The following is a 24,660-nucleotide window of genomic DNA, read 5'->3' as shown; positions in this document are numbered from 1 at the left end:
AAGTACCGCTACTACTCGGAGGCTAAGCCCCAAAACTCTTCGGCGAGCCCGCAACCGGCGTGCCGCCGCCCTGCGCCACCTTCATGACCGCAAGCCCGCGCTCGTTGGTGCCGTCGGAGCGGAAGCGGAACAGCCCGTCGATGCCGGCAAAGCCGGACGGATTGGTCAGCGTTTCCGGCGCGAAACGCTGCGGACCTTGCGTGCGCGACAATGCGGCGACGAGCGCGACCGCGTCATAGGCCAGCGTCGCGGTGCGCACCGGCTCGCCGCCATATTTGGTACGGTAGCGGCCCGCGAAACTTCGGAAACCCGACGGATCCGGTGCCGCATAGAGACCGCCCTGCAGCGCCGGGCTCGCGAACACCCGCGGATTGTCCCACAGGCCGGTGCCGAGCAACTGGATGTTGCGCAAATTCACGCCTGCCGCGGTGAGCGCATCCGCCGTGGCCACCACCGAATCGCCGTCATCGGCCATGAACAGCGCGTCGGCCTGGCCGAGCGACTGCGAAACGGTGCGCACGGCGGCCGAGCGATCGGCGCCATATTTTTCGAACGCGACGATGCGGCCCTTGCGCGCCGCCGCCTGCTTGAAGGCGCCTTCCACCACATTGCCATAGGCGTTGTCGGGCAGCAGCGCCGCAAATGATTTCTTTCCGATGCCGGCCGAGTAATCGACGATGCGGTTGACGTCGGACTCCGGCAGGAAGCTGAGCAGATAGACGCCGCGGCCGGCCACGCTGGAGTCGGTCGAGAATGCAATCACGGACACGCCCTTCGTGCGCGTCTGCTGAGCGACCGCGGGAACCGACTGCGCAAACAGCGGGCCGAGGATGATCTCCGCGCCTTCACCGAGCGCCTGCTGGGTTGCCTGGCTGGCGCCTTGCGGGCTGCCGCCGTCATCCTTGATCAGAAGCTGGATGTTGGGATTCTGGAACTCGGCCAGCGCCATTTCGGCGGCGTTCTTCATCGACTGCGCGGCGACGCCGGCATTGCCGGCGGCCGAGAGCGGCAGGATCAGGCCGACCTTGACCTGCCCGGTGCCGACCGCGAGCGGTTGCTGCTGCGGGCCCGCGGGTCCGGCCTCGGGTTGCGGTGAGGAGAACGGGTTGGAAAACTGGCCAAAACTCTGCTGCACGCTGGAGCAGGCGCCGAGCAGCGGCGCACCGAGAATTAAGCCGACCGCCGTCCGCCGGGTTGCCCCTGACGGCTGAGGTTTGCGAATGAGCGGGCCCACCATCGTATCTCTTCTCTTGACCGACCTGGATCGGCCAGTCCTTGAACCTCAAGGACTTGAACCTCAGGACCTGAATCCTAAGGCTCCAACCTCCGGAATAAAGGCGGGCGGATTCAGGCATATTGTCGGCGAATAGTTAACCAAAACAAAAGGATTTTGGTCCCGCGGGCGCAACGCCGGTTGCGGATACCTGCCCCCTTCCCGTGATGCTAGCACCAACGTTGCCACCGCACTGTGGCGCTGGCGCTACTACCACTGTGTTCCGGTTCTGATCTTATCAGAACCGGAACACCCGGTCTTTGTATTGACGCGTTTTCTTCACGCGAACCGGTATCCACTTCGCTTGAAAACGCTTTAGATTGGCATGATGCGCGCAAAAACCAGCTCCAACTACGGGCCTGAAGCCGAACCGGGTTCTGTGATCAGGACATTTTCGATTGGCGGCCATGTCCTGACCGCCCCAAAGCCGGTTCCCGGGCTCTATCTGGTGGCCACCCCGATCGGCCACCTCGGCGACATCACGTTGCGTGCGCTTGAAACCCTGGCCGGCGTCGACATCATCGCCTGCGAGGACACCCGCATCACCCGCCGCCTGACCGAGCGTTACGTGATCTCGGCGCAACTCAAGCAGTATCACGAGCACAACGCCGCGCTGGCGCGGCCAAAGATCCTGGAAAAGCTGGCGCAGGGCGCCTCGATCGCGCTGGTCTCGGACGCCGGCACGCCCCTGATCTCCGATCCCGGCTTCAAGCTGGTGCGCGAGGTCTGCGCCGCCGGCCATGCCGTGATCGCGATACCGGGCGCCTCCTCGGTGCTGACGGCGCTATCGGTCGCAGCATTGCCCACCGACCGGTTTTTCTTCGAGGGATTTTTACCCGCCAAGCAACAGGCGCGCCGCACGCGGCTGGCAGAACTTGCCAGGATCGATGCCACGCTTGTGATGTTCGAATCCGGTAACCGCATCGCGGACACGCTGGGCGATCTCGCCGGGATCATGGCCGAGCGCGACGCCGCGATCTGCCGCGAACTGACGAAACTGCATGAGGAGATTTCGCGCGCCCCCATCGCGGAGTTGGCGAAGGCCGCCGACACGCTGGAGACGCGGGGCGAATTCGTGCTGGTCGTCGGCCCGCCCCGGGCGGATGCACTTGTCATGACCGAGGCTGATCTCGATGACCTGCTACGCTCCTCGCTTGCGCAGGACAGCGTCAAGGATGCGGTCGCCCATGCCGTCGAACTGTCCGGCCGCCCGCGCCGCGAGGTCTATGCCCGCGCGCTCGAGCTCGCGAAAGAAATTCGGGATGGAGAGGACGATGGCGAAGACTGACGGCGCCACGCCGCCCGACGCGTCCACAAAACTCGCCGCGCCCGAGCGGGTCGCCGCCTTCCAGACCGGGCTTTCGGCCGAGACCCGCGCCGCCGCGTTCCTGATGGCCAAGGGCTACCGCATTCTCGCCAAGCGTTTCAAAACCCCCTATGGCGAGATCGATATCGTCGCCAAGAAGCGCAATCTGATCGCCTTCATCGAGGTCAAGGCGCGAGCCCGCCTCGATGATGCCGCCTATGCGGTGACGCCGCGCCAACAGGCCCGCATCATCGATGCCGCGCAGGCCTGGCTGATGGCGCATCCCGAGCATGCCGAATTCGAGCTGCGATTCGACGCCATCCTGATTGCGCCGCGGCGATTGCCACGCCATCTGTTAGCGGCATTCGACGCCAGCGTTTAAACCACCCCTTCCACAGACCCGGACCCGCCCCATGAAATTGAATGTCGCCGTCCAGATGGACCCCATCGCGCGTATCAACATCCGCGGCGATTCGACCTTTGCCTTATTGCTGGAAGCGCAGAAGCGGGGCCACGCGATTTCCTATTACACGCCGGACCAGCTCTCGCTGCGCGGCGAGGAACTGGTGGCGCCGGTGCAGGTGCTGACCGTACGCGACGAGCCCGGCAATCATTTCACCCTCGGCGAGCCCAAGCGCACGGCGCTTGATGGCTTCGACGTCATCCTGCTGCGGCAGGATCCGCCGTTCGATCTCGCCTACATCACTTCGACGCATCTGCTGGAGCGCATCCACCCCAAGACGCTGGTCGTGAACGATCCCGCCAGCGTGCGCAACGCGCCGGAAAAGCTGTTCGTGCTGAACTTTCCGCAGCTGATGCCGCCGACGCTGATCTCGCGCGACATCAATGAGATCAATTCGTTCCGCGACGAGCATGGCGCCGTCGTCATGAAACCGTTGCACGGCCATGGCGGCGCCGCGGTATTTCGCGTAATGCCGCAGGACATGAACTTCGGCTCGCTGTTCGACATGTTCTCGGTCACCTTCCGCGAGCCCTGGGTGATCCAGCGTTTCCTGCCCGAGGTCAAACACGGCGACAAGCGCATCATCCTGGTCGACGGCGAATTCGCGGGTGCGGTCAACCGCGTGCCGGCCGCCGACGATCTGCGCTCCAACATGGTGCGCGGCGGCGCCGCCCAGGCCACCGACCTCTCGCCGCGCGAACGCGAGATCTGCGCCACGCTGGGACCGCATCTCCGCGAGCGCGGCCTCCTGCTGGTCGGCATCGACGTGATCGACGGCAACCTCACCGAGATCAACGTCACCTCGCCCACCGGCATCCGCGCCATCGCCCGGCTCAACGGGCCTGACGTCGCTGCAATGGTTTGGGACAGCATTGAGGCGAAGCGGGCCGCGAAATAATCTTCTTCGCGCGGTTGTGCGCCTGCACACCACAGCTGCACGCCTGTCAGGCGTCTAATCCTACTTGCCAATTTCGAGGCGCGGGAGCAGCCTGTAGCCGCGGATGAATCTGTCCGGCCACAACGCAGTTCTACAAAAACACTGGAGGAAGACGCATGACGATGGACGTATCGCGACGGTCCCTGTTTGCTCTCGGCGCAGGACTTGGTGTTGGCCTCGGCGCCTCGACCATGCTCGGCGGCAGCGCGCTCGCCAAGGCACCCAAGCTCGGCACGCAGACGCCTTACTGGCACCGCTTCGTTCTCGGTGACGCCGAGGTAACCGTGGTCTCCGACGGCCCGCTGCCGCTCGGCCCACCCAAGGGCACCTTCGTCGGCGTGTCCGACGACGAAGTGAAGAAGATGCTGACCGACAACTTCCTCGACGCCGAAAATGTCGTGCTCGAGCAGAACTCGCCGATCGTGAACACCGGCGACAAGCTGATCCTGTTCGACACCGGCATGGGCACTTCGAAAGCGTTCGGGGCGACCACCGGCCGCCAGCAGAAGAGCATGGCGGAAGCCGGCATCAAGCCGGGCGATATCGACGCCGTGGTGTGCTCGCATGCGCATATCGACCACATCGGCGGCCTCGTCGGCGCCGACGACAAGCCGCTATTCCCGAACGCGCAGGTCTACATCACCCAGAGCGATTTCGAGTTCTGGACCGATGAAGGCAAGCTCGGCAGTCCGCTGAAGGATTTTGTGATTCACGCCCGCAAGAATTTGATGCCGGTGCGCGACCGCATCGTCTTCATCAAGGACAACCAGGAATTTCTGCCCGGCGTGACCGCGATCGCGGCCCCCGGCCACACCGTGGGACACACCATCTTCATGGTGAGCTCGAAAGGCAAATCCTTTGCCTTCCTCGGCGACCTCACCCACCACCCGATACTGCTGTTGGAAAAGCCGCGGATGCAATTCTCCTACGACTCGGATCCGAAGCAGGCGGCGGACACCCGCGTGAAACTGCTCGACATGATCGCGGCCAACAAGACCCCGGTCATGTCCTATCATTTCGCCTGGCCCGGCTTTGGTCACATCGGCAAGACCAGCGAAGGTTTCCATTACTATCCGTCGGCGATGGTGATGAACCTTTGAGCTGCAATTATTCGGGGCCGGCCGTGCTGGCCCCGAATACCGCCGGGCTGAACCCGGCACTAGGGATCGACCCTAGACTGGCGTAAGCAAGGTTCAGCGAATCCTGACCCTGACGCTATATAGGAGAGCCCCTTGACCGACCAACCGAACCCCAAGCCGGGCGACCTTGTCTATGAAGACACCGGAGCCGCCGCCCCGCTGGTCTATTTCGACATCGTCGGCGCCTACGGCACCATGAACGGCTCGGTCGAGATCGAACTCGCCACCCGAATTCTCATTCCCAAAACTGATGGTTCGACCGAGGTAAAATTCATCTCCTCAGGCCGACTGCGCTGCAGCCAGAACGCCGCCGTCAATTTGCGCAACGGCCTCGATGCCGCGCTGAAGATGCTGGAGCCGCCGGCGCCGAATATGGCGGTGGTTGCGGCGAGTAAGCTGAATTGAGGGGCGTCGAGACGGTGGAGGCAATCTCCAAGCCCCCTTTGTCGGACCACGGCTCATGTTGTTTGTGGTAATCCTAAGCGACGATGGAGCAGCAAGCATCTCAGGTTTCTTCACCACTCTCGTTGGTCCTGCTTCCGGGGCTTGATGGATCGGGTCGCCTCTTTGAATGGTTTGTCAAAGCACTGCCCCCAACGCTCAAGCCACAAATCATCTGTTTTCCGAAGCATGAGGACGACTATGGGGTGCTCGAAACCGACGTCTTGCGTTTGCTGCCTCAAGGCCAGCCGTTCGTTATTCTTGCTGAAAGTTTCTCCGGACCCCTTGCGCTACGCGTGGCAGCGATCGGGCATCCGCATCTAATCGCAGTCATTCTCGTTGCGAGCTTCGCGTCGCGGCCCGTCGCTTGGATGCCGCGCTTTGCAAGACACATCATGCGTCCGCTCCTTTTCCGATTGCCGGGTCAGGTTCTTCTCATGAGATGGTTCTTGTTCGGCGACAGCGCTCCAGTCGCATTGATTGAGGGCACAATTGATTGTCTCAATTCGGTCGACCCGGCGGTTCTGGCTGGTCGAACGAAGGCAGCGCTTACCGTTGATGCTACGGAGGCATTCCTACGGTGCCCCGTGCCGATACTCTATCTCGGCGGGATACAAGACCGGTTGATCACTCCTCAAACGTCTGAACGATTGAAGTCGCTACGCCCCGACCTTGAGTGCGTAATGTTGGATGCGCCGCATTTTCTTCTGCAACGAGCACCTGCCGCAGCGGTCAAAGCAGTGACCGACTTCCTATGGCGCCTGAAGCCGGCTGGTCGTCATCGTGATTAGCGGGACCGCAGCATAGCCATTTGCCAAAAGATGAAGATGTTCCCGTAATGTTCTTGTGTTCCTCCCCCGGTTCCGCTACCCTCGGTAGAGGCAAGGGGTCGGCATGGTTCAGCGGGTTTCTACCGTAGCCTTTGAGGGGATCGAGGCCCGCGCGGTCGACGTGCAGGTGCAGGTCGCGCCCGGGCTGCCGGCGTTTGCGATCGTCGGCCTGCCCGACAAGGCGGTTTCCGAGGCGCGCGAGCGGGTGCGCTCGGCGTTGATCGCCTCGGGGCTGGCGCTGCCGGCACGGCGGATCACTGTCAACCTCGCCCCCGCCGACGTGCCGAAGGAAGGCAGCCATTACGATTTGCCGATCGCGCTCGGCCTGATGGCCGCCATTGGCGCGATCCCGCCCGACGCGCTCTCGGGCTTTACCGTGCTGGGCGAACTCGGGCTCGACGGATCCATCGCGCCGGTCGCGGGCGTGCTGCCGGCGGCGATCGGCGCCAATTCGCGTGACGAAGGCCTGATCTGCCCCGCGGCCTGCGGAACGGAAGCGGCCTGGGCGAGCCCGGACATCCAGATCATCGCGGCGAAATCGCTGATCCAGATCGCCAACCATTTTAAAGGCACGCAGCTGCTGTCGCGCCCGCAGCCGAAAGTGCACGAGCGCGAGGAGACGCTGCTCGACCTGCGCGACATCAAGGGGCAGGAGAGCGCAAAACGCGCGCTGGAGATCGCGGCGGCCGGCGGACATCATCTGCTGATGATCGGCTCGCCCGGCGCCGGCAAATCGATGCTGGCGGCGCGGCTGCCCTCGATCCTGCCGCCGCTGTCGCCGTCCGAGCTTTTGGAAGTCTCGATGATCGCCTCGGTCGCCGGTGAAATCCGCGACGGCGCGTTGACGGCGCGGCGGCCGTTCCGGGCGCCACATCATTCCGCCAGCATGGCCGCGCTGACCGGCGGCGGGATGCGCGCAAAACCCGGCGAGATCTCGCTGGCGCATCAGGGCGTGCTGTTCCTCGACGAATTGCCGGAGTTCGATCCGCGCGTGCTGGACTCGCTGCGCCAGCCGCTTGAGAACGGCGAGGTCGCGGTGTCCAGGGCCAATCACCGCGTCACCTATCCGGCGCGCTTCATGCTGGTCGCGGCGATGAACCCGTGCCGCTGCGGCCATGCCTATGAGCCCGGCTATTCCTGCAAGCGCGGACGGATCGATCGCTGCACAGGGGATTATCAGGTGCGCATCTCCGGCCCGATGATGGACCGCATCGACCTGCGCATCGAAGTGCCGGCGGTAACCGCCGCCGACCTGATCCTGCCGCTGCCGAGCGAAGGCTCCGCCGAAGTCGCCGCCCGTGTCGCCGCCGCCCGCGACGTCCAGCTCGCGCGCTACGCCGCCGCCGGCATGCCGCATGTCCGCACCAATGCCGAAGCCCCCGCGTCGCTGCTGGAGACCATCGCGCAGCCGGATGCGCAGGGACAAAAGCTGCTGCGCGACGCCGCCGAGACCATGAAGCTGACCGCGCGCGGCTATCACCGCGTGCTGCGCGTCGCCCGCACGCTGGCCGACCTCGACGGCGCGGACAAGATCGGCCGTCTGCATCTGGCGGAAGCGCTGTCGTATCGCGCATTGGCCGATGATTCGCGGCGCGCGGCGTGACGGTCTCGTAGGATGGGTAGAGCGCAGCGATACCCATCAGCTCCGTCGCAAGTCAGCGATGGGTTTCGCGGAGCCTGTCATCGGGCGCGCATTCGCGCGACCCGTTGGCTCTACCCATCCTACGAGGTCCCGGGCTTGCGCTTCCAAATCAGAAAGCCGAAACAATCGAGTTGCGGTTGTTGCCTTAGGACTGTGCCGGACCCGCAGTCGCCAAGTCGTCACTCTGGCACCACGTAAGCCGTCCCGGCGGGCCGCTTTCTAATCTTGTCGCGACAAATTGACACGACGGGCAAATCAATTCTGAGTTTCAGAAATCGTGTCAAGTAGAAGATTTCTGTAAATCGAAAATTTTTCTGTTGTCGACCGGCCCAAATCAGTGCGCATCTATCGCCATCCCGTCCTGGTCAGAAGGGCGTCGGCCGTCGTCACGGACGTTGGACGGGTTGCGGTGGACGCTGGTTTGCGCTGAGACGACGGCGCGGACTAAGCGTACGGCAAAACCGTGTGGTCCTGGCGCCCGTTGCAGGCGTCAAGCCGTCGGAGAAGCGCAAGCGGAAACGGCGGCGACGGAGTCAACCAAGAACTCGTCTCCGGGGAGATCACGGCATAAGCCGTAAAGCCATTGCGCAGGGAATGTCGGATGTTCTCCGCTGCCCTGTATGCTCGTGTGCATTTTGTTTTGTGCAAACCGCACGCGAGACCGCGGGTGCAGCGCGCATCCGGCATTCCCTGCGCCCTCTCGATTTTTTGGGGGCGGATGATTTGCAAAACTTCGGGCGCATCGCGCCGCGAGAATGTGACGTCATGTTTGCAATGACCCATCCACGTCGTCGTCCCGGCCTTGAGCTCAGATGCGCAATTGCGCATCGGGGGACCCATACGCCGCGGCCCATCGGTGAGAGCGCTGGCGTTAGATACCTTTCGCAAAATGACTGCCGCGGCGTATGGGTCCCGGCGTTCGCCGGGACGACACGTGGAGCGAGCGAAATCTCGGCTCATAAACCCCGTAGTAACGAGTTTTCTTTACACTCTGCCAACCATAAGCCCCCGTCGCGGGCTTGTGCTGAGTGGGTAGTGTCATGTTGCGTTTCAAGGTTCTGGCCTCGGTGGTTCCGCTGGCCGTCGTCGCCCTGTTCGCCCGCGGCGAGTTCTCGACCGGTCCGCGCCCCTGCATCGAGATTGCGGGCGCTTCGCTCCAGATCGCGGCCCTGTCCTGGCAGGCCGAACGTCACGTCAGTTTCACCAGCGATCCCGGGCGCGCCACCGTCCGCGTCCAGATCTCCGACAGCGCGGAAGCGGCGGACTTTACCGTCATCGACGACATCGACAGCACCGAGCCCGGCGCCTGCGAAAGCCGTTCGCCGCCGCAGCTGGTCGCGATTTCCAGCTCGCCGTCGCCGTCCGAACCCGTCATCTATCTCTCGACTGAGGGACCCGCCGATTACCGCATCTTCGTGCGCTCGAAGAGCTTTTCGGCGCGCGACGCCGCCGCCCTCATCGTCAGCGCCCGCGGCGCACAGCCTCGCGTCGTGGCCGCCTCGCTGTGAGTTAACACTTTATCAACCCTGTTTTTATCGCACCCGCGAAAGGCAGCCCGCCTCAAGCACTTTTCAAGGTCGGCGACGCATCGTCTGGCCGGAAGCACCGGGCGAATCGAGCCGCCTCAATTCGAGCAAACAATCTCAGGGTAACTGACGATGGGGCGGACTTACCGGATTAAACTATACTTCCGCCGCTTTGGCCGCCGGCATCCCTGGGTCAGCTTCACCCTCCGCTCCTTCATCGTCTTTTCCGCCACCTTTGGCGGCGCCTACGGCTTCATAACCGCAAGCCGCTCGGAAATATCCGGCTACAATCCGCACACCTTTGCGATCGGCATCAGCTTCCTGTTCGCGATCGCCTGCGTCGCGCTTGCCGCCCAGAGCGCCCGGTTTCGCTTCCTGCGCAAGAAGATGCAAAAGGTCGCCTTGCACAATGAAGCGATGGCGGACCGGAACTGGGAGTTACAGGAAGCCGAGCAGCGCACCCGCCGCCTGTTCGAATCGCAGGGCGATTTGATCATCCTGCGCAACACCGACGGCTGCATCACCTTCGTCAACGATGCCTATTGCGAACTGGCGCAAGCGCCGCGCGAGGCCCTGATCGGCAGCACCGCCACGCTCGAAGTTCTGGAACAAGGCGACAGCGTGCTGGAATGGAACGGCACCCGCATCCATGACCAGAAGATCGCGGGTCCCGAGGGCGCGCGATGGATCGCCTGGCGTGAAGCGCTGGTGCGCAACGATGCCGGCGGGCCATCCGAAATGCAGAGCGTCGGCCGCGACGTCACCAACCGCACCGAGAGCGAGCGCGCGCTGGCCGAGGCCCGCGACCAGGCCGATGCCGCCAGCCGCGCCAAGTCGCGCTTCCTCGCCATGGCGAGCCACGAGATCCGCACGCCGCTGAACGGCATCATCGGCATGAGCGGGCTGCTGCTGGATACGCCGCTGACGCCGGAACAGACCACCTACGTCAAGGCGGTGAAGACCTCCGGCGACGCGCTGCTGTCGCTGATCGAGGAACTGCTGGATTATTCCAAGATCGAGGCCGGCAAGATCGACCTCGAACATCGCGCCTTCGCCCTGCCGGAACTGATCGAGGGCATCACCGAATTGCTGGCGCCGCGCGCGCAGGCCCGCAAGCTCGAGATCGCCGCCTATATCGACGAGCGCCTGCCGATGGAAGTGGTCGGCGATGCGGCGCGGCTGCGCCAGGTGCTGCTCAATCTCGCCGGCAACGCCATCAAGTTCACCGCGACCGGCGGCGTCGCATTGATTGTCGAGCCCGGCATCCGTCCGGGTGAAGTCAGTTTTGTGTTGCGCGACACCGGCATCGGCATCGCGCCCGAGGCGCAGGAGCGCATCTTCCGCGAATTCGAGCAGGCCGACGATCGCATCGCGCGCAGCTATGGCGGCACCGGATTGGGCCTCAGCATCAGCGACCGCATCGTCAAGCGGATGGGCGGCCGCATCACGCTGGAGAGCAAGCCCGGTATCGGTTCGACGTTCGAGGTGACGATCCCGCTGCCAGCTTCCGAGGCCGGCACGCCGAAGACGTTTGCCGCACCCGACCTGACCGGCCAGTCGGTCATGCTGGTGTCGCCGCAGGGCATCGAGGCCTCATTGACCGCGCGGCGGCTGCAGCGCTGGGGCGGCCAGACCTGCATGGTTTCCGACGCCGACGTCGCCCAGGCGCTGTTGCCGGAGCGGCTCTGGCACGCCATCCTGATCGATCACGCGCTCGGCACCAAAGCCATCGAAGCGTTCGGCGAGGCCGCACGGCTGCACGCCACACAGCGCATCGTGATGTTCACGCCGGCGACGCGGCAGGAGTTGCAGCCTTCCGCGGCATCCCCCTTCACCGGCTATCTGGTCAAGCCGCTCCGCGCCGCCTCGCTCGCGGCGCGCCTGACGGCCACGCCCGAGATATCGGCGCCGAGCGTCGTCAGCGATGCCATGACCGGTCTGGATGAGCCTGCCCCGACGCCGGCGCCGGCGAGCAAAGGGCTTTCGATCCTGGTCGCGGAAGACAATGAGATCAACGCGCTGTTGATGCGCTCCTTGCTGAGCCGGCTGGGGCACCAGGCCGTCATCACCACCAATGGCGAAGAGGCGCTGGAATCCTGGCTGTCGGCCAAATCGGCCGGCGCGGGCTATGATCTCGTGCTGATGGACATCCAGATGCCGCAGCTCAACGGCATCGAAACCACCAAGCGGATGCGCACGCTGGAATCCGGCCTGCCCGGACGCCGGACGCCGATCCTGGCGCTGACCGCCAACACGCTGGTGGAAGACCGCTACGCCTGTTTTGAAGCCGGGATGGATGGTTTCCTGATCAAGCCGCTCGATCGCGAGAAACTGGCGGAGGCGATCGCGGGTCTTGCGGCCTCGCGCCATATCGCGGCTTGATATCAATCGTAGGATGGGTTGAGCTCTTCGCGAAACCCATCAATGACTGGCGACGAAGCTGATGGGTTTCGCAAGGGCTCAACCCATCCTACGAAGCTAGCTACAGCCGTCGCAACGCCACCGTCTCGACGACGTGATCGGCGCCCTTCTTGAGGATCAGCGTCGCGCGCGGCCGGGTCGGCAAAATGTTGTCTTCGAGATTGGCAAGGTTGGTACGTTCCCAGATCGCCAGCGCGGTTGCCGTCGCCTCCTCGTCGGAGAGCAACGCGTAACGATGGAAGTAGGACCGCGGATCGGTAAACGCCGTGTCGCGCAGCGCGAGGAAGCGCCGCACATACCATTGGCGCAGCACCGCCTCGTCGGCGTCGATATAAACCGAGAAGTCGAAGAAGTCGGAGACCACAGGCACCGCCTTGCCGTCGCGCGGCAGCCGGCCGGTCTGCAGTACGTTGACGCCTTCGACGATCAGGATGTCGGGTCGGTCGACCTCGATCCACTTGTTGGGAACGATGTCGTAGGTCAAATGCGAATAGACCGGCGCGCGCACCGGCCGCCGTCCGGCCTTGATGTCGCTCAGGAACGACAGCAGCATCGGCAGGTCGTAGCTCTCGGGAAAGCCCTTCTTCTGCATCAGGCCCTGCCGCTCGAGCACGGCGTTCGGAAACAGAAAACCGTCGGTCGTCACCATTTCGACCTTGGGCCGCGGCGACCAGCGCGCCAGCAGCGCCTGCAGCACGCGCGCGGTGGTGGATTTGCCGACCGCCACCGAGCCGGCGACGCCGATGATATAGGGCACCTTGCGGTCGCGGATGCCGAGGAACTGACGCTGCGCCTGGTAGAGCCGCAAGGTCGCATCGACATAGATCGAGAGCAACCGCGACAGCGGCAGGAAGATGTCCTCGACCTCCTGCAAATCGAGGCGGTCGTGCAGCGAACGCAGCCGTTCGAACTCGCCCGGCTCCAGCGTCATCGGCGTGTCGTCGCGCAATCGCGCCCACTGCTCGCGCGTGAAGATCCGGTAGGGGTTGTACTGCTGGTCCGTCGCCCGAATATCCATGGCGTCGCCTCTTGCTCAATCGCGCTTGCGCGCGGCTTTTTCTTCCAGCCCGGACTGGTTGGTACGTTGCCCGAGCGCGGTCTCGACTTCTTCCAGCGTCACGCCGCGCGCTTTGAGCAGCACCAGCAGATGAAACAGCAAATCGGCGCTTTCGGCGATCAGGTGGTCGCGATCGTTCTCGACCGCGGCGATCACGGTCTCGACCGCTTCCTCGCCGAGTTTCTTGGCGCAGTGCTCCGCGCCCTTGTCGAGCAACTTGCGGGTGTAGGACGCTTCTCCCCCCGATGCGGCCCTTGCATCGATGGTGGCGGCCAGATCATGAATAGTGAAACGTGGCATCAACTGAACTCAGCACCTGCGCCGGCTGAAGGCCCGCGCCATCCCGATCACGGACTTAGCACTTTTGTGACGGGGAGTCGTCAGGGATCGAGCCGCATCGGCAGCCCGGCGCGCACCATGTGCTCCTTGGCTTGGCGAATGGTAAATTCGCCGAAGTGGAATATCGAGGCCGCCAGCACCGCGGTGGCGTGGCCCTGGCGGATGCCGTCCACGAGGTGGTCAAGGTTACCGACCCCGCCGGACGCAATTACCGGTACGGGAACACTGTCAGCGATCGCCTGCGTCAGCGGCAGGTCGAAGCCTTGCCTTGTGCCGTCCCGGTCCATCGAGGTCAGCAGGATTTCGCCGGCGCCGAGCGAGACCACTTCCTGGGCGTATTCGATGGCGTCGATCCCGGTCGAATTGCGCCCGCCATGGGTGAAAATCTCCCAGCGGTCCGAGCCGCCGGCGCGCTTGACCCGCTTGGCGTCGATCGCGACCACGATGCACTGCTCGCCGAACTTTTCGGCCCCCTGCTTGACGAATTCGCGGTTGGAGACCGCCGCACTGTTGATCGAGACCTTGTCGGCGCCGGATCGCAGCAGCGTCTTGATGTCCTCGATGGTCCGCACCCCGCCGCCGACCGTCAGCGGCATGAAGCAGGCCTCCGCCGTCCGCCTGACAACGTCGAGCATGGTGCCGCGGTTCTCGTGGGTAGCGGTGATGTCGAGGAAACAAAGCTCGTCGGCGCCGGCGGCGTCATACGCAATCGCCGCTTCGACGGGATCGCCGGCGTCGCGCAGGTCGACGAAGTTGACGCCCTTGACCACGCGGCCGTCCTTGACGTCGAGGCAGGGGATCACGCGGACCTTGAACATCTTGGTCTCCCTAGGCCGCGCTGCGCGCGTTGCGGATCAGCGCCAATGCGGCAGCCGGATCGAGCCGGCCGTCATAGAGCGCGCGGCCGGCGATGGCGCCTGCAAGCTTTTTGGCGCGCGGCTCCAGCAGCGCCTTGACGTCCTCGATGGAAGCAAAGCCGCCGGAGGCGATGACGGGGATCGAGATGCTCTCGGCCAGCGCAATCGTGGCGTCGAGGTTGAGGCCCTTGAGCAGACCGTCGCGCGCGATGTCCGTAAAAATGATCGCGGCGACGCCGGCATCCTCGAACCGCTGCGCGATTTCGAGCACGGTCACCTGCGAGGTCTCGGCCCAGCCTTCGACCGCGACCTTGCCGTCGCGGGCGTCGAGACCGACCGCGACGCGGCCGGGGAATTTTTTCGCGGCGCTCTTCACCAGTTCGGGATCGCGCACCGCCGCGGTGCCGATGATCACCCGCGCAATGCCCTTGTCGAGCCAGGCCTCGATGGTCTTGAGGTCGCGAATGCCGCCGCCGAGCTGCACCGGCATGGTGACCGCCTTCAGCATCCCTTCGACCGCCAGCGCGTTCATCGGCTTGCCGGCAAAGGCGCCGTCGAGATCGACGACATGCAGATATTCAAAACCCTGATCGGCGAAGGCCCGTGCCTGCGACGCGGGATCGAGGTTGAACACGGTCGCCCGCGCCATGTCGCCCTGTTCGAGGCGCACGCACTGGCCGTTCTTCAGATCGACGGCGGGAAAAAGGATCACGGCTTCCATTTCAAAAAGTTCGAGATCAGACCCAGCCCGAAACGCTGGCTCTTTTCCGGGTGGAATTGCGTACCGATCGCGGTGTCCTTGCCGACCATCGCCGTTACCGGCCCGCCATATTCGGCGCGCAGCAGCACATCCGCTTCATGCGAGGCGTTGAGGTGATAGGAGTGCACGAAATAGGCGTGGCGGCCCTTCGGCCCCAGCGGCAGGCGCTCCAGCACCGGGTGCTCGCGCACCATGTCGAGCGTGTTCCAGCCCATGTGGGGAATTTTCAGATTCTCCTCGCGCGGCGTGATCTTCTCGACGTCGCCTGCGATCCAGTTGAAGCCGTCGGTGGTGACATGCTCCTTGCCGCGCGTCGCCATCAGCTGCATGCCGACACAGATGCCGAAGAACGGCCGCGCCTTGGAACGCACGGCTTCCGTCATCGCCTCGAGCATGCCGTCGACGGCATCGAGGCCCCTGCGGCAATCGGCGAAGGCGCCGACGCCGGGCAACACGATGCGATCGGCGCGGAACACCGCTTCGGGATCGCGCGTCACCATGATCTTCGGCGGATTTTCCATGCTCCGCGCGGCGCGCTCGAATGCCTTCGCCGCCGAGTGCAGATTGCCGGAGCCGTAATCGATGATCGCAACGCTCATCGTGATCCTCCCGGCTCGGGAAACAGGCCGATGATGCCGCCTTGCGGCATCGGCGGCGGTTTCGAGAATGGCTGTCCCGGAACGTTGCGGGTCGGCGGCGGCCCGCCGCGCTCAACCGCCCATTGGTCGTTGGTGAGGCCGCGCTGCCTTGCGGTCCAGCGATCGAAGAAGCGCTGCTCGGCGGCTTCCTCATCTTCGGCCACCACGATATCGAGCTGCCGCCAGTTGCGCCGCGAGAACGTCCAGCGCCGCAGGCTGGCCGCTTCAAAGCCCATCAGAAGCGCAACCAGGAAATTGGCGAACAGGATGGTACCACCGCCGGCGCCCAGCGCCCTCAGGCCGAATGCGATCGCAACTGTCAGCGCGATCCAGCCGATCAGCGCCAGCCACAGACGATGCCAGACAAGCCACGGCAGGCTCATCACCACGGCCCAGTAATGAAAGCCGTCACGGACGAAAATAAACCTGTCGGTCGCCGCCAGACCGGCGCCGCCATTGACCGGGGCATGCACTGTATAGACCGGCATCGTCACTCTCCGCCGCGAACCAGATCGAGCTGATTGGTCAGTCCGATCAGCCTTTTAGTTCAAGCATGGACCGTTTCGGGAAAACCGGTTCCCACTTTTCGCCAGCGGGGCCCTCCGGGTCCAGATCATGGTCCAAAATCAGCCGCCGAGCTGACCCTTGGTGGATGGCACTTCGCCCGCGGTTTTTGGATCGATGGCAACCGCCGTACGAAGCGCCCGGGCCAAACCCTTGAAGCAGGATTCGGCGATATGATGGCTGTTCCCGCCATATAAGGTTTCGACATGCAAAGTCACGCCGGCGTTGGTCGTGAACGCATTGAACCATTCGCGAACCAGCTCGGTGTCGAACTCGCCGATCTTGTCGCGCGGAAAATCCACCTTGAACACCAGCACCGGCCGGCCCGAAATGTCGATCACGACGCGCGACAGCGTCTCGTCCATCGGCATATGGATCGAGGCATAGCGGGTGATTCCGGCCATGGTGCCGAGCGCCTGCTTCACGGCCTGACCCAGCGCGATGCCGACGTCCTCGGTGGTGTGGTGGTGGTCGACATGGAGATCGCCATCCGCCTTGACCGTGATGTCGATGCGCGAATGCCGGGCCAGGAGGTCGAGCATATGGTCGAAGAAGCCAATACCGGTCGAAACCTTGGACACGCCCGTGCCGTCGAGGTTTACCGCCACCTCGATGTCGGTCTCCTTGGTCTTGCGCTTGATGGTCGCTATGCGCATGAAATGTGCTTTCCTTTGCCTCTTCCCGGCCGAAAACGCGGCCCTTTTAACAGGCCGAAGTCGCCTTCGCCACTGCGGGATCGTGCTTAAAAGGCTCAACTTCCCCCTATAGTGACCAAATCCGACCGATTGTAACGGTGCGCTCGAGCCCCTAAATCTGGTCGGACACGAGGTATTCCATGCAAGCATCCCCCAACGAGCCGTCGGTCTGGCACGGCACCACCATTTTAACGGTCCGCAAGGGCGGCAAGGTGGTGATCGGCGGCGACGGCCAGGTCTCGATCGGCCAGACCGTGATCAAATCCAACGCCAAAAAGGTCCGCAAACTCGGCAAGGGCGACGTCATCGGCGGCTTTGCCGGCGCCACCGCTGATGCCTTCACCCTGTTCGAGCGGCTGGAGAGCAAGCTGGAGCAGTATCCGGGTCAATTGACCCGCGCCGCGGTCGAACTCGCCAAGGACTGGCGCACGGACCGCTATCTGCGCCGCCTGGAAGCGATGATGATCGTCGCCGACAAGGACGTCTCGCTGGTGCTGACCGGCACCGGCGACGTGCTGGAGCCGGAGGCCGGCGTGATGGCGATCGGCTCCGGCGGCAATTATGCGCTGGCCGCCGCCCGTGCACTGATTGATACCGACAAGGACGCCGAGGCCATCGTTCGCCGCGGGCTGGATATCGCCGCCGATATCTGCGTCTACACCAACCGCAACGTGACCATCGAGGCGCTGGGCGGCTGATTGATGGCGGCTTACGTCTTTCGCGCCATGACCTCAGCGGATCTGCCGGTGATCCGGCAATGGCTCGCGCATCCCCATGTCCGGGAATGGTGGGGCGATCCGGACGAGCAATATGCGCTGGTCAGCGGCGATCTCGACGAGCCGGCCATGGATCAATTTGTCGTTTCGACAAACGGCGCCGATTTCGGCTACATCCAGTGTTATGATCTTACCGCCTGGAATTCCGGCTTCGGCACTCACCCCAAGGGCACCCGTGGCATCGATCTCTTTATTGGTGAACCCGGCATGATCGAACGCGGCCATGGCTCGGCGCTGATTCGAGCCTTCGTCGACGCGCGGCTGGCGCATGGCACGCCGCGCATGGTCACCGACCCCGATCCCGCCAACCACCGAGCCGTGCGCGCCTATGAGAGGGCTGGATTCGAAAGAGCCCATATGGTCGATACACCCGATGGTCCTGCGCTGCTGATGGTTCGCAACCCATGACCACCGACAGCGCCGCCGCACGGCCTCCCCTCGCCAACAGTGTTACGGCCTGGCACTGGCTGCTGATGGCCGCCGGCATCCTGGTGCTGCAGGCCTCGATCCTCTATGCGATGGGCCGCCTGCCGATCTGCGCCTGCGGCTACGTCAAGCTCTGGCACGGCGTGGTGCAGAGCTCGGAAAACTCGCAGCACATCGCCGACTGGTACACGCTGTCGCACATCCTGCACGGCTTCCTGTTTTATGGAGCTGCCCATCTTCTGTTTCCACGTCTCGCCTGGCCCGCACGCCTGATACTTGCGATGCTGGTCGAGGGTGCTTGGGAGCTGGTCGAGAATTCGAGTTGGATCATCGATCGCTATCGGACCGGCACCATCTCGCTGGACTATTTCGGCGACACCATCGTCAATTCGATTTCCGACAATTTCGCCATGATCGGCGGTTTCCTGTTGGCTAGGAAGTTACCGGTCGCGGCCACTGTGGCGCTGGCACTGGCGTTCGAAATCGTGTTGGCGCTGCACATTCGCGACAATCTGGCGCTGAACATCATCATGCTGCTCTACCCCTTCGAGGCGATCAAGCAATGGCAGGCCGGCCCGCCGATTATCTAGAGCACGATCCGAAAAGTGGGTACCGGTTTTCCCTCGGGACAAACGCAAAGCGTTTGCCCGGAGGTCATGCTAAGAAGATTGGACTTCCAGCCGCCTTGCCGTGAACGAAATTTCACCCTAGCTAAAGCCAATGACCGACTTTTCCCCCCGTGAAATCGTCTCCGAACTCGACCGCTTCATCGTCGGCCAGTCCGACGCCAAGCGCGCCGTCTCGATTGCGCTGCGCAACCGCTGGCGGCGGCTGCAGCTCACCGGCAATCTGCGCGAGGAGGTGCTGCCGAAGAACATCCTGATGATCGGGCCAACCGGCGTCGGCAAGACCGAAATCGCGCGACGGCTGGCGAAATTGGCTGGTGCCCCCTTCATCAAGGTCGAAGCCACGAAGTTTACCGAGGTCGGTTATGTCGGCCGCGACGTCGAGCAGATCATCCGCGATCTCGTCGAGGTCGCGATCTCCCAGACCCGCGAGCGCAAACGGAAAGACGTGCAGGCCCGCGCCCAGCTCGCGGCCGAGGAGCGCGTGCTCGACGCGCTGGTCGGGCCGGCTTCCAGTCCTGCCACCCGCGATTCGTTCCGCAAGAAGCTGCGCGCCGGCGAACTGAACGACAAGGAAATCGAAATCGAGACGTCGTCATCGGGCGGCATGCCGATGTTCGAAATCCCGGGCATGCCCGGCGCCCAGTTGGGTGCGATTTCGATCGGCGATATCTTCGGCAAGATGGGCGGACGGACCAAGACCCGCCGCCTGACGGTCGAGAGTTCGCACGAGACCCTGGTCAACGAGGAATCCGACAAGCTTTTGGACAGCGATCAGCTGGTGCTGGAAGCGATCAACGCGGTCGAGAACAACGGCATCGTGTTCCTCGACGAGATCGACAAGATCTGCGTGCGCGACGGCCGTACCGGCGGCGACGTCTCGCGCGAAGGCGTGCAGCGCGACCTGCTGCCGCTGATCGAAGGCACCACCGTCTCGACCAAGCACGGCGCGGTCAAAACCGACCATATCCTGTTCATTGCGTCCGGCGCGTTCCACATTGCGAAACCATCGGACCTGTTGCCCGAGTTGCAGGGCCGGCTGCCGATCCGGGTCGAACTGGAAGCGCTGACACGCGACGACATGCGCCGCATCCTGACCGAGCCGGAGGCGTCGCTGATCAAGCAATATATCGCGCTGATGCAGACCGAAGGCGTCACGCTCGACATCACCGACGGTGCCATCGACGCACTGGCTGACGTCGCGGTCGCCGTCAACTCCACCGTGGAAAATATCGGCGCGCGGCGCCTGCAGACGGTGATGGAGCGCGTGCTCGACGAGATTTCCTTTGCCGCCCCGGACCGCCACGGCGAGACCATCAAGGTCGATGCCGACTACGTGCAGAAGCATGTCGGCGATCTCGCGAAGAACGCGGATTTGAGCCGGTTTATTTTGTAGCAAATTGTCGTCCCGGCCTAGTGCGCAATTGCGCACGGGAGCCGGGACCCATAACCCCGGTCATCTATAGTTGGAAGACGCCATCGGCCATTGTGCTAAAGCAACCACGGCCGCGGCGTATGGGTCCCGGCTCCCGTGCGCAATTGCGCACTAGGCCGGGACGACAATGAGCTTGAATCTGTTTATCCGGGAAAACCCCTGGCGCTTGATGCTGGCCGTCAATGTCGCCGTGTTCGTCGGGGTGTTCCTGCACAAGATCACGCTGCCGCCCTTCGTTCCCTACATCCATCTCCTCGTCGACTATCATTTCGGCTTCACCAAGCGCGCGCTGATCGGCGCCATCGTGGCGCTGTTCACCGCGAAAGTGCCGGTGTGGCTGGTGTTCGCGATCAGTGGCGCCGTCTGGCTCATCACGGCCGGCCTGTTCGTACGGCTGTTCAAACGGACATTCGGTTTCGACGACGCACATCTGCCGCTGTTCGTGTTCATGGCCGGTTCGCCGTTCTTCCTGAAGAATTTCATGCACACGCTCGGGCATTTCGACATCTACGGATGCCTGTTCGCAATTGTCCTGCTGCTGATTCCGGCGCGCTCGCTGTTCTATGTGCTGCTCGCCACGCTGTTCTCGATGATCCTCGTGCTGATCCACCACATTCACCTCTTGATGTATGTGCCGACCATCGCGGCCATCGTGGTGCTGCGTTACTATCTGGCGCAGGGTGTGAGCCGCCCAGGCGCGATCGCGGGCATTGCCGCGCTCGCGGCCACCGGCATTCTTTTCATCGCCGCGCAATTCTACGGGACGATGGCGATTCCTGAATCGGAGTTCGCCGGTTACCTGCAAGGCAGGATGGCCGACCCATCGCGCACCAATCTGCTGAGCTTCAGTTACATCTGGTATCAGCCGCTATCGAAGGAAATGTTGGATACCTGGGCGCGTCTGCCGTCGAACCTACTCGGCATCCCGGTGTTTGCGCTGCTGATCTGGTTGCATAGCCCGCTGTGGCGATATTTTTCGAGGTTGATCGCAGCGCTTGCAGTCGACGCGCATCGCCGCATCGTCATCGCGGCGATAGCAATCGTCACCCTCGCCTATCTGGTGATGTTCGTGATCGTGTTCGATTACTCGCGCTGGATTTCGAACTGGGCGGTGTGCCTGTTCCTGATCCTGCATGCGGTGAAGATGCTGCCCGCAGCACGCGAGGCGGTGCTGATATCGACCGATGATCGGAAAACCCAGATCTTCGGCTGGATCGTCACGCTAATCCCGCGCGTCGGCATCGTGCGGCCGTTCTAAATACTCACCTGACCCTCCGCACCCGCACATACAGCGCGCCCTCGCCGCCGTGGCCGATATGGGCTTCCTCGAATCCGACCACCAGCGAGCGGAATTCCGGCAGGCTGAGCCATTGCGGCACCTGACGGCGCAACACGCCGCGCTCGGCCTCGGAGCCGCCCACTTTGCCCTTGCCGGTGATGACGAGCACGAAGGTGAGGCCATCGCTGTGCGCGCGCTGCAGGAAGGTCAGCAGCACGCGGTGCGCGCGGATCTGCGTCATGCCGTGCAAATCGAGCCGGGCGTCGATCTCTTTCCGGCCACGCGAAAGCTGTGAGCGTTCACGGCGTCCGATCGGCGCCAGCGGTGGCGGCTCCGGCCGTGACGGAGGAATGATTCGTGGCGAAGGCATCGCCTTCGGTGACGCAACGGGGTTGGCGGCGACACTGGCTTCCGCCTCCGGCGCGGCTGCCGGCGGCTTGACGGCGCGGCGCCGCTTGCGCAGCGGCTTGACCTGCTTGGCCACGCTTTCCCACAGCGCACGCTCCTCTTCGCTGAGGCTGCGCTGGCGCCGCGGCGGCATTGGTATTTCGGGGATCGAGCTCGACGTCCGGCGTTTCATTGACGGTGGCGGAAGCGGCGAGTGTGGCGGTGGCGGACCGGTTCGGAAACCGGTTTGACATCGGGACGGGCCGCCGGCAGCGGCACCGGTTTTACCACAGCAGCCTGCGCGGCGGATGTGGGTGCTGTCACGGCCGGCGTTGCAGCGGGAGTGGCGTTCTTCGGATCCTTTAACGGATCAACCTGCGGAAACAGCTTTGCGATTTTCTCCGACGGCCGCTCGTCCGGCACCGGCATCTTGCGGCCACGCGCGGAAGGATCGAGGCTCTTCGGCAGCAGCATGACAAAACGCATAGGATGGCGGAAGCGGCCTGCTACCTTGCCGGCGTCAGCCCCGGCGCCGAGATAGAGGTCGGCGCGGGCGGGCCCGACGATCGCCGAGCCGGTATCCTGCGCTATCATCAGCCGCCGAAACGGCGTTTTGGATATATCGGTTTCGATCGGCAACTCGCCCTCGATGAAGAACGGCGTGCCGTAGACATGCAGTGCTTTATCAACCGCGATCGAGCGGCCCGGCGTCAGCGGCACGCCCTGGGCGCCGACGGCTTCGTCCTTGTCGGAGAGGTTTACCTCCCGGAAGAACACGTAGGACCGGTTCTGGCGACGCAACTCGTTGGCGCCATCGGGGTTCGCCGTCATCCACTCCCGGATCTTCTGCATCGACATCTGATCCCTGGGGATGATGTTGCGTTCGATCAGGATGCGGCCGACCGGCGTATAGGGATAACCATTATGCGCATCGTAATTGATGCGAACGGTCGAGCCATCATCTAGGCTGACCCGCGCCGAACCCTGGATCTGCGAGAACAGCAGATCGGTCTGGTCTTTCAGCCAGCAGATCTCGAGGCCGCGGCCCTCAATCGCACCGTCCTCGATCTCGGCGCGATCGTAATAGGGCACCAACTTGCGGCGGCCAATCTTGCGAAACACCTTGCCCCCGTTGGGCAACCCGGCCGAGCTCTGCGTGGCGCCGCGAACGAACAGATTGGACGGCCGACGATAGACCGGCACTTTGTAGACCTCGTTCTCCGTCCGCGAGCCGTCGACGATGGGCTCGTAATAGCCGGTGACAAAGCCCTCGGGCTCGCCGAGCCGCGATATCCGCAAGGGCAGAAAATGCTCCTCGAAGAACGCTTTCGCCCTGGCGCCGTCGGTTAGCTCGAGGCCCCTGGCGACCCGGCAGGGATAGCGCAGCGAGGTACCAATCGCTTTCGGTTCGGATGGTGGCTTGGTTTGCGCTGCTATCGGCTTGCAGCTGTCGCGAAAGGTCTTGTAGGCGGCGAGATGATCGTCTTCGCGCCAGCCGGTGATGTCGGACCAGGCGACCGGCGCATATTGGGTGTTGGTGATCTGGAACGGCAAATCCAGCTGCGGATAAGGAAGGTGACGCTCGGATACCGGATGCGATGGCGGATGTGAATGCGACCGCGTCCGACGCGCGGCAGATGCGTCCAGGGGAGCCAGTGACAACGCGATAGCGATCGCAGCCAGCGCCAGCCTTGCAAGAGACCTTACAAGGCTGTGCGCGCTAGCTGGCGCTTCCGGTGCCAACCAACTTCCAGTTCGGATCGCGGGAACTCGTGTCGCGGGCAAATGTCCAGACATCGGTGATATCGGCGACCTTATCCGGCGTTCCATCGACAATGGCGCCGGTCTTGTCGCGGGTGACCGAGATCATCTGCGACACGAACCGCACCGTCAGCTGTGCCGCCTTGTCGCGGGCTTCCGCACCCACCAGTTCGGCCTTGTCGATCGAAACAAACCGCGTTTCGGTTTTCTGCTCGTGCTTCTCGCGATCCTTGATCACGGAGTCGAAACTCTCATAGACCTCGCTCGACAACAGATCCTTGAGCGCGCGGCGGTCGCCATTGGCAAACGCCAGCACGATCATCTCGTAGGCGCTGCGGGCACCGGAGAGGAAGTGACGGGGATCGAACGAGGAATCCTGCGCGACAAGCGCGTCGAGCCCTTGCGCCAGCGGCGTGCCCGCTTCCGCAATGCCCTTCCAGCGGTCGGTCGCCGGCGCAACGTCCGCGGTCGGCGCCAACGGCGTCTGATCGATCACGGCACCGGGCATCGGCACGACGTTGTTGTCCTGCGTACGCTGCACGACGTTCGGCGCGGCGCGATCATAGGGCGGCCGTTCGCCTCCAGTGCGCTGTCCGAGGACGCTGCGCAGGCGCAGGAAGATGAAGACGGCCAGCGCCAGGAAGATGATAGTGTAAATATCCACGTCGTATTCGCTTTCTGGTTCTAACGCCGGCAACGGGTCCGGCGGTCGAGGGTTCCCTCATGAGCCCGGGAACGGCAGAGATTACATCTTCAATCGACACTGCAGCATGTAGGCATGAAACTTTGCCCGGCCAATGGCGCGTTTTGGCGCGGGTGAATTGTAGCGCGTTTTGGCCGCGAGGGGAAATCCGATCATGTCCGGAAATCACGCATATTCAATTATTTAGGATGACCCCAAAGGGGCTCGCTGGGAGGCTGGCCGCGCGCTATTAGCCATATCTGTCACAAATGGCGGTTGGCCGGACCCGCCTTCAGTCCGTCGTCCTTGTGGAATAAGGCGGGGCTATGATAGCCACTCGCCCGGCAATGGCATTTCCGCCCGCCGAGCGAATTCAGACTATAACCCGGGCTCCGCTCGC

25 protein-coding genes are annotated in these 24,660 nt (G+C 63.5%); 14 read left to right on the top strand and 11 right to left on the bottom strand.

The window, feature by feature from the left end; genetic code table 11:
• Positions 1-22: 22 nt before the first annotated feature.
• Positions 23-1,237 carry a penicillin-binding protein activator gene (locus JQ600_RS01395; RefSeq protein ID WP_212386251.1) on the bottom strand — a complete coding sequence of 405 codons (1,215 nt, stop codon included), beginning with the start codon at positions 1,235-1,237 and terminating at the stop codon, positions 23-25.
• Positions 1,238-1,601: 364 nt separating this feature from the next.
• Between JQ600_RS01395 and rsmI the strand changes: the two genes are divergently transcribed.
• The 9 genes from rsmI to JQ600_RS01350 all read left to right on the top strand — a co-directional run bounded on the left by rsmI (position 1,602) and on the right by JQ600_RS01350 (position 11,939).
• A complete protein-coding gene (gene rsmI / locus JQ600_RS01390) occupies positions 1,602-2,561 on the top strand; it encodes a 16S rRNA (cytidine(1402)-2'-O)-methyltransferase (RefSeq protein WP_212386250.1) in 960 nt (319 codons plus the stop codon).
• Positions 2,548-2,961, top strand: coding sequence for a YraN family protein (locus JQ600_RS01385; RefSeq protein ID WP_212264132.1), 414 nt, complete (start codon positions 2,548-2,550; stop codon positions 2,959-2,961). The genes rsmI and JQ600_RS01385 overlap by 14 nt, the downstream gene beginning before the upstream one ends.
• 31 nt (positions 2,962-2,992) lie before the next feature.
• A complete protein-coding gene (gene gshB / locus JQ600_RS01380) occupies positions 2,993-3,940 on the top strand; it encodes a glutathione synthase (RefSeq protein ID WP_212386249.1) in 948 nt (315 codons plus the stop codon).
• 155 nt (positions 3,941-4,095) lie between these two features.
• Positions 4,096-5,079, top strand: coding sequence for an MBL fold metallo-hydrolase (locus tag JQ600_RS01375; protein WP_212386248.1), 984 nt, complete (start codon positions 4,096-4,098; stop codon positions 5,077-5,079).
• Between the two features lie 132 nt (positions 5,080-5,211).
• Positions 5,212-5,523, top strand: coding sequence for a hypothetical protein (locus JQ600_RS01370; protein WP_212386247.1), 312 nt, complete (start codon positions 5,212-5,214; stop codon positions 5,521-5,523).
• A gap of 83 nt (positions 5,524-5,606) precedes the next feature.
• Entirely contained in the window at positions 5,607-6,350 is a 744-nt protein-coding gene (locus JQ600_RS01365; RefSeq protein ID WP_212386246.1) for an alpha/beta fold hydrolase, read from the top strand.
• 103 nt (positions 6,351-6,453) lie between these two features.
• Entirely contained in the window at positions 6,454-7,992 is a 1,539-nt protein-coding gene (locus tag JQ600_RS01360) for a YifB family Mg chelatase-like AAA ATPase (RefSeq protein WP_212489640.1), read from the top strand.
• Positions 7,993-9,071: 1,079 nt separating this feature from the next.
• A complete protein-coding gene (locus JQ600_RS01355) occupies positions 9,072-9,539 on the top strand; it encodes a hypothetical protein (protein WP_212264138.1) in 468 nt (155 codons plus the stop codon).
• A gap of 150 nt (positions 9,540-9,689) precedes the next feature.
• Complete coding sequence (locus tag JQ600_RS01350) at positions 9,690-11,939, top strand: PAS domain-containing hybrid sensor histidine kinase/response regulator (protein WP_212264139.1); 2,250 nt, start codon at positions 9,690-9,692, stop codon at positions 11,937-11,939.
• 100 nt (positions 11,940-12,039) lie between these two features.
• Here the strand turns inward: JQ600_RS01350 and coaA are convergent, their stop codons facing one another.
• From coaA to hisB, 7 genes are all read right to left on the bottom strand, one after another.
• Complete coding sequence (gene coaA, locus JQ600_RS01345; protein WP_212031935.1) at positions 12,040-12,996, bottom strand: type I pantothenate kinase; 957 nt, start codon at positions 12,994-12,996, stop codon at positions 12,040-12,042.
• 15 nt (positions 12,997-13,011) lie between these two features.
• Positions 13,012-13,335 carry a phosphoribosyl-ATP diphosphatase gene (locus tag JQ600_RS01340; RefSeq protein ID WP_192736143.1) on the bottom strand — a complete coding sequence of 108 codons (324 nt, stop codon included), beginning with the start codon at positions 13,333-13,335 and terminating at the stop codon, positions 13,012-13,014.
• Positions 13,336-13,415: 80 nt separating this feature from the next.
• The gene (hisF, locus tag JQ600_RS01335; protein WP_192736142.1) at positions 13,416-14,192 is read right to left on the bottom strand and encodes an imidazole glycerol phosphate synthase subunit HisF; all 777 of its coding nucleotides are present in this window, start codon (positions 14,190-14,192) and stop codon (positions 13,416-13,418) included.
• A 10-nt stretch (positions 14,193-14,202) separates the two neighbouring features.
• Positions 14,203-14,952: a 1-(5-phosphoribosyl)-5-[(5-phosphoribosylamino)methylideneamino]imidazole-4-carboxamide isomerase gene (gene hisA / locus JQ600_RS01330; protein WP_212386244.1), complete on the bottom strand. Its 750-nt coding sequence runs from the start codon at positions 14,950-14,952 to the stop codon at positions 14,203-14,205.
• Entirely contained in the window at positions 14,940-15,590 is a 651-nt protein-coding gene (gene hisH, locus JQ600_RS01325) for an imidazole glycerol phosphate synthase subunit HisH (RefSeq protein ID WP_212386243.1), read from the bottom strand. The genes hisA and hisH overlap by 13 nt, the downstream gene beginning before the upstream one ends.
• Complete coding sequence (locus tag JQ600_RS01320) at positions 15,587-16,117, bottom strand: DUF2628 domain-containing protein (protein WP_212264141.1); 531 nt, start codon at positions 16,115-16,117, stop codon at positions 15,587-15,589. Before JQ600_RS01320 ends, hisH begins: the two co-directional genes overlap by 4 nt.
• A gap of 138 nt (positions 16,118-16,255) precedes the next feature.
• Positions 16,256-16,849 (bottom strand): imidazoleglycerol-phosphate dehydratase HisB, encoded by a 594-nt coding sequence (hisB, locus tag JQ600_RS01315; protein WP_212489639.1) that lies wholly within the window; start codon positions 16,847-16,849, stop codon positions 16,256-16,258.
• Positions 16,850-17,028: 179 nt separating this feature from the next.
• Here hisB and hslV point away from each other — a divergent pair, with 179 nt between their 5' ends.
• From hslV to JQ600_RS01290, 5 genes are all read left to right on the top strand, one after another.
• Positions 17,029-17,586, top strand: coding sequence for an ATP-dependent protease subunit HslV (hslV, locus tag JQ600_RS01310; protein WP_192736137.1), 558 nt, complete (start codon positions 17,029-17,031; stop codon positions 17,584-17,586).
• Between the two features lie 3 nt (positions 17,587-17,589).
• Positions 17,590-18,072, top strand: a complete 483-nt coding sequence (locus tag JQ600_RS01305) for a GNAT family N-acetyltransferase (RefSeq protein WP_409363263.1) — start codon at positions 17,590-17,592, stop codon at positions 18,070-18,072.
• A complete protein-coding gene (locus JQ600_RS01300; protein WP_212264144.1) occupies positions 18,069-18,680 on the top strand; it encodes a DUF2585 domain-containing protein in 612 nt (203 codons plus the stop codon). Before JQ600_RS01305 ends, JQ600_RS01300 begins: the two co-directional genes overlap by 4 nt.
• Before the next feature lie 130 nt (positions 18,681-18,810).
• Positions 18,811-20,112, top strand: coding sequence for an ATP-dependent protease ATPase subunit HslU (hslU, locus tag JQ600_RS01295; RefSeq protein ID WP_212264145.1), 1,302 nt, complete (start codon positions 18,811-18,813; stop codon positions 20,110-20,112).
• Between the two features lie 166 nt (positions 20,113-20,278).
• Positions 20,279-21,409: a hypothetical protein gene (locus tag JQ600_RS01290; protein ID WP_212264146.1), complete on the top strand. Its 1,131-nt coding sequence runs from the start codon at positions 20,279-20,281 to the stop codon at positions 21,407-21,409.
• Between the two features lie 4 nt (positions 21,410-21,413).
• On the opposite strand, the gene JQ600_RS01285 is transcribed toward JQ600_RS01290, so the two are convergent.
• Genes JQ600_RS01285 through JQ600_RS01275 form a run of 3 tightly spaced genes read right to left on the bottom strand, consistent with a single transcriptional unit; the run spans position 21,414 to position 24,242 of the window.
• Positions 21,414-22,010 carry a Smr/MutS family protein gene (locus JQ600_RS01285; protein WP_212386241.1) on the bottom strand — a complete coding sequence of 199 codons (597 nt, stop codon included), beginning with the start codon at positions 22,008-22,010 and terminating at the stop codon, positions 21,414-21,416.
• Positions 22,007-23,560, bottom strand: coding sequence for a murein transglycosylase A (locus JQ600_RS01280; RefSeq protein WP_409410638.1), 1,554 nt, complete (start codon positions 23,558-23,560; stop codon positions 22,007-22,009). Before JQ600_RS01280 ends, JQ600_RS01285 begins: the two co-directional genes overlap by 4 nt.
• Positions 23,538-24,242, bottom strand: a complete 705-nt coding sequence (locus JQ600_RS01275) for a Tim44/TimA family putative adaptor protein (RefSeq protein ID WP_212264149.1) — start codon at positions 24,240-24,242, stop codon at positions 23,538-23,540. The genes JQ600_RS01280 and JQ600_RS01275 overlap by 23 nt, the downstream gene beginning before the upstream one ends.
• Positions 24,243-24,660: the final 418 nt, after the last annotated feature.

Origin of the sequence: Bradyrhizobium sp. AUGA SZCCT0176 (assembly GCF_018130145.1) — a bacterium.
Lineage (GTDB): Bacteria > Pseudomonadota > Alphaproteobacteria > Rhizobiales > Xanthobacteraceae > Bradyrhizobium.
The sequence above is the reverse complement of the archived record's forward strand: the minus strand, read 5'-3'. Positions and strand labels throughout refer to the sequence as shown.

Coding starts and splice junctions, on each gene's coding strand:
- JQ600_RS01305 (WP_409363263.1), top strand. CDS start 17,590: ATGGCGGCTTACGTCTTTCGCGCCATGACCTCAGCGGATCTGCCGGTG.
- JQ600_RS01340 (WP_192736143.1), bottom strand. CDS start 13,335: ATGCCACGTTTCACTATTCATGATCTGGCCGCCACCATCGATGCAAGG.
- hslV (WP_192736137.1), top strand. CDS start 17,029: ATGCAAGCATCCCCCAACGAGCCGTCGGTCTGGCACGGCACCACCATT.
- hisB (WP_212489639.1), bottom strand. CDS start 16,849: ATGCGCATAGCGACCATCAAGCGCAAGACCAAGGAGACCGACATCGAG.
- JQ600_RS01395 (WP_212386251.1), bottom strand. CDS start 1,237: ATGGTGGGCCCGCTCATTCGCAAACCTCAGCCGTCAGGGGCAACCCGG.
- JQ600_RS01300 (WP_212264144.1), top strand. CDS start 18,069: ATGACCACCGACAGCGCCGCCGCACGGCCTCCCCTCGCCAACAGTGTT.
- coaA (WP_212031935.1), bottom strand. CDS start 12,996: ATGGATATTCGGGCGACGGACCAGCAGTACAACCCCTACCGGATCTTC.
- JQ600_RS01320 (WP_212264141.1), bottom strand. CDS start 16,117: ATGCCGGTCTATACAGTGCATGCCCCGGTCAATGGCGGCGCCGGTCTG.
- JQ600_RS01350 (WP_212264139.1), top strand. CDS start 9,690: ATGGGGCGGACTTACCGGATTAAACTATACTTCCGCCGCTTTGGCCGC.
- JQ600_RS01385 (WP_212264132.1), top strand. CDS start 2,548: ATGGCGAAGACTGACGGCGCCACGCCGCCCGACGCGTCCACAAAACTC.
- JQ600_RS01285 (WP_212386241.1), bottom strand. CDS start 22,010: ATGAAACGCCGGACGTCGAGCTCGATCCCCGAAATACCAATGCCGCCG.
- JQ600_RS01365 (WP_212386246.1), top strand. CDS start 5,607: ATGGAGCAGCAAGCATCTCAGGTTTCTTCACCACTCTCGTTGGTCCTG.
- JQ600_RS01375 (WP_212386248.1), top strand. CDS start 4,096: ATGACGATGGACGTATCGCGACGGTCCCTGTTTGCTCTCGGCGCAGGA.
- rsmI (WP_212386250.1), top strand. CDS start 1,602: ATGCGCGCAAAAACCAGCTCCAACTACGGGCCTGAAGCCGAACCGGGT.
- JQ600_RS01360 (WP_212489640.1), top strand. CDS start 6,454: ATGGTTCAGCGGGTTTCTACCGTAGCCTTTGAGGGGATCGAGGCCCGC.
- hisF (WP_192736142.1), bottom strand. CDS start 14,192: ATGTTCAAGGTCCGCGTGATCCCCTGCCTCGACGTCAAGGACGGCCGC.
- hisA (WP_212386244.1), bottom strand. CDS start 14,952: ATGGAAGCCGTGATCCTTTTTCCCGCCGTCGATCTGAAGAACGGCCAG.
- JQ600_RS01355 (WP_212264138.1), top strand. CDS start 9,072: ATGTTGCGTTTCAAGGTTCTGGCCTCGGTGGTTCCGCTGGCCGTCGTC.
- hisH (WP_212386243.1), bottom strand. CDS start 15,590: ATGAGCGTTGCGATCATCGATTACGGCTCCGGCAATCTGCACTCGGCG.
- JQ600_RS01290 (WP_212264146.1), top strand. CDS start 20,279: ATGAGCTTGAATCTGTTTATCCGGGAAAACCCCTGGCGCTTGATGCTG.
- hslU (WP_212264145.1), top strand. CDS start 18,811: ATGACCGACTTTTCCCCCCGTGAAATCGTCTCCGAACTCGACCGCTTC.
- gshB (WP_212386249.1), top strand. CDS start 2,993: ATGAAATTGAATGTCGCCGTCCAGATGGACCCCATCGCGCGTATCAAC.